The following is a 7,348-nucleotide window of genomic DNA, read 5'->3' on the forward strand; positions in this document are numbered from 1 at the left end:
TTCAATTAACACTTCAAACAACGGGGATCGAACAACGTGGCTTTTTCCGGTTCTCGGGGAAACCAAAACGCCGTTTTTTGGCAAAATTTCACCAGCATCAACATCACCGGCACTTCAATTAACACCCCCACCACAGTCGCCAAAGCCGCCCCGGAATTGAGTCCGAATAATGTGACTGCGGTGGCGATCGCCACTTCAAAATGATTGCTGGCCCCGATCAGCGCCGCCGGTGCGGAATCTTCATAAGACAGCTTCATTTTCAACGCGATAACATAGGTGATAAAAAAGATGAAGTTGGTTTGGATAAACAGGGGTACGGCAATCAACAGAATGTGCAGGGGATTCTCGACAATCAGATCGCCTTTGAACGCAAACAGCAAAACCAAAGTGATCAGCAAAGCCGCCGTCGAAACCGGACTCAAGTATTTCAAAAATTTGCGATCGAACCAAGCCTTCCCTTTGTGCTTGAAAATCCAATAGCGACTGTACATCCCCGCCGCCAACGGCAACCCCACATAAATCAAAACCGACAGTAAAATCGTCTGCCAGGGAACCGCCAAATTATTCGCCGACAGCAGCCACCGTCCCAAAGGAGCGTACAAAAACAGCATCGTCAGGGAATTAATCGCCACCATTACCAAGGTATGGCCTTGGTTGCTGTAGGACAAATAACCCCACATCAAAACCATCGCCGTACAGGGGGCAATTCCCAACAATATCGTCCCGGCAATATAGGAGTCCGCCAGGGAAACTTCCGCCCCCCGCAGCATCTCCGTCCCGGTGATCAGAGGGCGAAACAGCCACCCCAGAAAAAACTGGGCAAACGCCACCATCGTAAAGGGTTTTATCACCCAATTTACAATTAAAGTTAATAATACGGGTTTGGGGGTTCTCGCCGCGTTCACCGCCTGGGTAAAGTCAATTTTTACCATGATGGGATACATCATGAAAAACAGGCAAATCGCGATGGGAATCGACACCTGATAAACGCTCATCGAGTCGAGGGTGACGGCGACTCCTGGAAATAAACGACCGAGGGCGATACCTCCGAGGATGCAGAGAATCACCCAAACGGTCAGGTATTTTTCAAAGAAACTGAGTTGGCCGCCGGCTTGGACAGCCGATTGATTGATGGGGGAATTGCTACTCATGGATTTAGTATTCGGTTGTCGTTTTCAACACTTCATCGATGCTCATGGTGAATTCCGCTTCGCCGCCGAACGCGGTTCCAACTTTGGTTTTATGAAAGTTTCGGTAAACTGCGGTATAGTCGTCCTCCTCGAAGGGGATGTAACCCACAGAACTGACGATTTCCGGGGAGTTTCTGATATAAAAATCCAGGAAATCCGTCATCAATGGATTGTCCCGCGCCACCCCCGCATTGATATAAATAAACAGGGGACGAGCCAGGGGCTTATATTCGGCATTTTGAACGGCTTCCGGGGAAGGCATGACGGGGGAACCTTCGCTGTTATGAATTGCCACCGCTTTGAGTTTATCTTGATTTTCAAAGTAGTAAGCATAGCCGAAATATCCCAAAGCGTTCGGATTTTCGCTCACGCCTTTCGCCAATATATCGTCGTCCTCGCTGGCCGTGTAGTCGCTGCGGGAGCTTCCCGATTGGCCGACAATTGCCTCGGTAAAATAATCGTAGGTTCCCGAATCGGTACCCGGCCCAAATAGAACGATGGGGCGGTCGGGCCACTCCGGTCGAATTTGGTTCCACTTGGTAATTTTTCCCTGGGCGGCGGGTTCCCAAATTTTTTTGAGTTCCGCAACGGTCAGGTCTGACGCCCAAGTATTTTGGGGGTTGACAACCACCGTCAGGGCATCAAAAGCGACGGGAAGTTCGATATATGCAATTTCATTTTTTTTGCACTCCTCCATCTCGTTTTTGAGAATGGGGCGGGACGCATTGTTGATGTCAGTTTCGCCGGCACAGAATTTTTTAAAACCGCCGCCGGTACCGGAAAAACTGGCACTCACTTCAACGTCTTGCTCGGGTTCGGCGTTGAATTGGGCGACCATTTTTTCGGTGATGGGGTAGACGGTACTCGAACCGTCGATTTGAATGGGTCGGACTTGGCCGGACTGGGTGGGCTCGCAGGCGGACAGTACGGCGACTGCCCCCAGCCCCAAAGCCAGCCGTCGGGCTGTTTGGATTGGACTCATGAACTTCGCCCCCGGTTGAGCAAATGGAGGAACACTCTCTATTATTTCAAAAAAAATTGATATGTCAAGGGGGTTGCCCGCGTCCTGGGTACGAGATTTCATCGCTAAACTCCTTGCCAGCAAGGGAATAGAGGCTGAATGGTCGAGGCGAAAGGGCGATCGCACCTTCCGTATTAATCAAAAAATATTGATTTAACCGAACTCCGGTTTGATGAGAATGCGATCGCGATCGCACCCCCATGTTGATCTGACTCACTGCCAAAGACAACGAAGATCTCATCCGTAAATTCCCCGAGTCACGGCGATCGAAAAGCGATCGCGGGAAGATATAAATAGAGAAGCGTTCAGTCCAGTCAAATGATTTCAGTTCAACTTTTACCCGGCGCCATCTACAACATGATGGCTACCGTAGCCGACAAAGGCTACCTGACCCTCGCCGACCGCTACGGACTCATGGCCGCCATCCTCGACGAGTCCCTCAGTGAAGACGAACAGCGATCGCTCAACCGGTTGCTGCGATCGGTGGTTCGCGGTCGGATCAAAATTGTCGAGGAACTTTCCGAAGTCCTCTAAACGTTCCAGTGCCAACCTTTCTGCTACAATCTCCGAGTCCCAGTCATCACCTAGCAACCGAGGTTAAAGGGAACGATGGAGTTATTTGAAGCGATCGAACAACGCCGTTCGGTCAAACACTACGATCCGTCTCACGCCATGACCGAGGCGGAAATTCAAACCCTCTTAGAAACGGCTATACTCTCCCCGACTTCTTTTAATATTCAAAACTGGCGGTTTGTGGTTGTCCGAGATCCGGAAATTCGCCAGCAAATCCGTGCTGCCGCCTGGGATCAGGCTCAAGTTACTGAAGCTTCGATCCTGATTATTTTGTGTGCCGATCTCAAATCCTGGCAAAAGAATCCCGAACGATATTGGCAGAATGCACCGGAAACAACCCGCAATATGTTAGTTCCCATGATCGGTTCTTTTTACGACGGAAAGGAACAACTGCAACGGGATGAAGCGATGCGTTCCTGCGGCATGGCCGGACAGACGATCATGCTGACGGCAAAGGCGATGGGTTACGATAGCTGTCCGATGATCGGATTTGACCCCGAAAAGGTCGCAGAAATTATTAAGTTGCCCGAAGATCATGCGATCGCTTTTATGATTGCCGTGGGTAAGGCGGTGAAACCGGCTTCGCCCCGGGGGGGACAACTCGATCTTTCGGAAGTGGTGATTCGCGACAGTTGGTAATTTCAAATGCGAAAAGTGAATATCCCCCCCAGCCCCCATCCCCCCCGGCCCCCATCCCCCCCAGCCCCCATCCCCCCCAGCCCCCCTTTGTAAGGGGGGAGTAAGGGGGGAGTAAGGGGGGAGGAAGGGGGGAGAATTCGTCATCAAAGTCCCCCTTTTTAAGGGGGATTTAGGGGGATCATTGGTCTTTCATTAAATCGAAAACGGCGATATAAAAACCGGATCGAATTGGATTTCAAAACGTAGCTGAAATACAAAATCTACCACCCGCCGGCCTGGAAATCCCGAGCCGCCTTTTGATATTCGCTGGGTACGGTGCGGATAATTCCTCGGGACATTTGAGACACTTGGCTGGCGACCACACCGCCGATCGCACCCAAGACGATCAGGGCCGAAAAAAAGCCGAACAGGACAGAATTTCGGGAATCGGTGGGATGGTCTTCGGGGGGGAGGGGACTTTCTTCCTCCTCGAATCCGATTCGATCGCGATCGTTATCTTCTGTTATCGCCCCCTTCCCGACGAGTGGAAGTAACTCGACCTCGGAAACGAAGGGGTTGTAGAGAACTCGATCGGAGATGCCGGATATTGAATAGGAGAGTTTCATGGGTTTTTCACCGATGTTGTCGATGTCATCTATTTTCACCGAGTTTCGATAAGGTTTCGGTGAAGTCAATCCGATGTTTTTGTAATCTTAACCCATCCCGTCCGCGATCGCGATCGCTTTCCTGTTAATGTGAACAAATGTTAACCTTTTGTTGTGATTTCCTGATTTTTTGGCGATCGACTGATGACTTGAGTTGCAATTGTTTATATAGCAATCTAGCAATCTTTTCCCATCGAAACCGCTACAAGAAACATAAAGCGTCCGGATTTTGGGGGCAAATTTGATTTGCAATGGGATTGTCGTGGAGGTAGATCTCGTGGAGATTATCGAGAGAAGCGAGGGAAAACGGGTTGGAAATGTTGTTGCTGTTGAGATTCAATTCCCTTAAATTATTTAGAGAAGCCAACGGTTCGACGTTGGAGATATTATTATTGCTCAGGTTCAGTTCGGTCAAATTAGTCAGGGTTGCCAGCGGCGCGAGGTCGGAAATTTGGTTGCGGGACAGGCCGAGTTCCGTCAAGTTCGTCAGGGGACTCAGGGGGGTCAAGTCGGAGATTTGATTGTTTCCCAACAACAGGAGGTTGAGGTTTTCCAGGGAACTGAGGGGGGTCAAATCCGAAATTTGATTGTTGATGAGAATCAGCCGTTCCAGTTGGGTCAGCGGTTCCAGGGGGGTGAGGTCGGAGATGTCGTTGGAGGCGAGAAACAGAATTCTGAGGTTGGTGAGATTGCCGAGGGGGGTCAAATCGGAAATCTCGTTTCTGTGGAGGACGAGGCGGTTGAGGTTGGTGAGGGTCGCCAAAGGCCGCAGGTCGGACAGTTCCCGGGCCGTCAGGTCCAGGCGGCGGAGGGTTGCCAGCCGCTTTTCGGCTTCCGAACAGTTCTCGGTGTCGGCAGTTTCCAGGAGGAGATCGACGGTGCGGCGGGTTTCGGGGGGCAACTCTTCCTTCGCCGCGCACCACTGGGAAAAGCCGGTGGATTCGTCCAAGTCGCCTGCGGACTGACCCGGAGATGGGGTCGCCGTTGTCAAGCATAAGGCGCAACCCGAGGCGATCGCGGCCCCGATTCCCAGGATTTGACGCTCAAACTGTCCCCACATCTGCATTTCCTCGATATCACACCACAAACGAAAGCGATCCGAGCGCGATCGCAACACCCGATCATATCGTAGAGTCGGCCGATTCCCACCGCGGCGATCGGGAAAGTCCGGGAGTATGTCAAAATCAAAAACGAGTTGCCTGTAAGATTAATCGCGCATTTCGAGGATTCCGTGACCGAACCCACCCCCACCCCGGCTTTCAAATTCGACCGCGTTGAGGATGCTTTGGCAGACCTGAAGGCGGGACGCTGCATCGTCGTCGTGGATGACGAACACCGGGAGAACGAGGGCGATCTGATCTGTGCCGCCCAATTTGCCACCCCCCAAACCATCAACTTCATGGCGGTGGAAGCCCGGGGGCTGATCTGCTTGGCCCTGACCGGCGATCGCCTCGACCAACTCGACCTCCCCCTGATGGTGACGAAAAACACCGACAGCAACCAAACCGCCTTCACCGTCAGCATCGACGCATCCCCCAAAATGGGAGTCACCACGGGCATTTCCGCCGACGATCGCGCCCGCACCATCCAGGTGGCGATCCAACCGGAAACCCAACCGGAGGACCTGCGGCGCCCCGGCCACATTTTCCCCCTGCGGGCCAAAGAGGGCGGCGTCCTGGAACGGGCCGGCCACACCGAAGCGGCGGTGGATCTGGCGCGGCTGGCCGGACTCTACCCCGGCGGCGTGATCTGCGAGATCCAAAACCCGGACGGTTCGATGGCGCGACTTCCGGAACTGATCGAATACGCCCAAACCCACAATTTGAAACTGATCAGCATCGCCGACCTGATCGGCTACCGCCTGCAACACGATCGCTTCATCCTCCGGGAGGCCGTCGCCAAACTCCCCACCCAATTCGGAGAGTTTTTAATTTACGCCTACCGCAACACCCAGGACGACAGCGAGCACGTCGCCCTCGTCAAAGGCGACCCGGCAGATTTCGGGGACATCCCGGTGATGGTGCGGGTACACTCGGAATGTCTGACCGGCGACGCCTTCGGTTCCCTCCGCTGCGACTGCCGGATGCAACTCCAAACCGCGTTGAAAATGATCGACTACGCCGGGGCGGGGGTGCTGGTTTACCTGAAACAGGAAGGCCGCGGCATCGGTTTAATTAATAAATTGAAAGCCTATTCGTTGCAGGATATGGGGCTCGACACGGTGGAAGCCAACGAACGCCTCGGCTTCCCCCCCGACCTGCGAAATTACGGCATGGGGGCGCAAATTCTCAACGATATCGGCGTGCGCCAGATCCGGCTGATTACAAACAATCCCCGCAAAATTGCCGGGTTGAAGGGTTACGGCATCGAGATCGTCGATCGCGTACCGTTATTAATCGAAGCGACGGATTACAACTCGGTTTACCTGGCGACGAAGGCGAAAAAGTTGGGTCATCTGTTGCTGCAAACCTATTTGGTGACGGTGGCGATCAAGTGGGAAAAACTGCCGAAAGATCCGGTGGAGACGGCGGAGGAAATGGGGGAAACGTTCATCCCTTCCACACTGTCGGTTTTGCAGTCGGCGGCGGAACTGTATTCCTACTCCGACCAGGTGGAAAAACTCAGACATCTCGCCCACAGTTACGAACTGCGAATTCAGGAGGAAACTCGCCCGGTGGCGATCGCCTTATTCGGTCAGGCCTCGATGGTGTTTAACCTCGGTTTCGACCAGCCGAATTTGGCGGCGGCGGACTGGTATGAGGATAATGACCATCCCTATGTTAAAGCCATTCAGGAGATATTGGATCGCATCGCCACCTGGCCCCACGTCGAAAAGTTGGAGTTTCTGATTTCTCCGGGTTACGATCCCCTCACGAGTCTGAAAGTGCAATTGAAGCGGCAGGCGTTTTCTTTGGAGAAGCGTCCGAGCTCGGTGTGCGATCGGTTGGAAACGCAGACGATTTATCGTTTTTCGGTGTGAAAAGCCCTCACCCCCGACCCCTCTCCCAATTTTGGGCGAGGGGAGTTGATTTTCCGGTTCCCCCCAAAATTGGGGGGATCGGGGGGGCTTCCGACACTCTCGCCTTTAATATTCATTAAATTTCACCACAGAGGCACAGAGGACACGGAGAGGTTATCGGTTTTTACGAAATATCTGGACTGCCATAATCACATAAAAAACGGATGGTATGGCAATCGGAAACCATTGGTAAATCGTCGCGCCCCCAAACCCCCAATTCTGGGGGCTTTGAGTGGAGCGATTTTTTTCCGGAATCATTTCA

General features: G+C 52.9%; 7 protein-coding genes. 3 read left to right on the forward strand and 4 right to left on the reverse strand.

Annotated features, from left to right (window positions below):
- Positions 1–5: 5 nt before the first annotated feature.
- Positions 6–1,151, reverse strand: a complete 1,146-nt coding sequence (arsB, locus tag AC0QHF_RS21765; protein ID WP_324706345.1) for an ACR3 family arsenite efflux transporter — start codon at positions 1,149–1,151, stop codon at positions 6–8.
- 4 nt (positions 1,152–1,155) lie between these two features.
- Complete coding sequence (locus tag AC0QHF_RS21770) at positions 1,156–2,172, reverse strand: PstS family phosphate ABC transporter substrate-binding protein (RefSeq protein ID WP_324706346.1); 1,017 nt, start codon at positions 2,170–2,172, stop codon at positions 1,156–1,158.
- A 357-nt stretch (positions 2,173–2,529) separates the two neighbouring features.
- Between AC0QHF_RS21770 and AC0QHF_RS21775 the strand changes: the two genes are divergently transcribed.
- Together AC0QHF_RS21775 and AC0QHF_RS21780 are read left to right on the forward strand one after the other, a co-directional pair.
- Entirely contained in the window at positions 2,530–2,745 is a 216-nt protein-coding gene (locus tag AC0QHF_RS21775; RefSeq protein ID WP_324706347.1) for a hypothetical protein, read from the forward strand.
- A gap of 75 nt (positions 2,746–2,820) precedes the next feature.
- Positions 2,821–3,423 carry a nitroreductase family protein gene (locus tag AC0QHF_RS21780; RefSeq protein ID WP_324706348.1) on the forward strand — a complete coding sequence of 201 codons (603 nt, stop codon included), beginning with the start codon at positions 2,821–2,823 and terminating at the stop codon, positions 3,421–3,423.
- A gap of 260 nt (positions 3,424–3,683) precedes the next feature.
- Here the strand turns inward: AC0QHF_RS21780 and AC0QHF_RS21785 are convergent, their stop codons facing one another.
- Positions 3,684–4,067 (reverse strand): hypothetical protein, encoded by a 384-nt coding sequence (locus tag AC0QHF_RS21785; RefSeq protein WP_324706349.1) that lies wholly within the window; start codon positions 4,065–4,067, stop codon positions 3,684–3,686.
- 202 nt (positions 4,068–4,269) lie between these two features.
- Positions 4,270–5,127, reverse strand: a complete 858-nt coding sequence (locus AC0QHF_RS21790; RefSeq protein WP_324706351.1) for a leucine-rich repeat domain-containing protein — start codon at positions 5,125–5,127, stop codon at positions 4,270–4,272.
- 171 nt (positions 5,128–5,298) lie between these two features.
- Here AC0QHF_RS21790 and ribBA point away from each other — a divergent pair, with 171 nt between their 5' ends.
- Positions 5,299–7,047 (forward strand): bifunctional 3,4-dihydroxy-2-butanone-4-phosphate synthase/GTP cyclohydrolase II, encoded by a 1,749-nt coding sequence (gene ribBA / locus AC0QHF_RS21795; protein ID WP_324706352.1) that lies wholly within the window; start codon positions 5,299–5,301, stop codon positions 7,045–7,047.
- Positions 7,048–7,348: the final 301 nt, after the last annotated feature.

The organism is Lyngbya sp. CCY1209, from assembly GCF_055795065.1.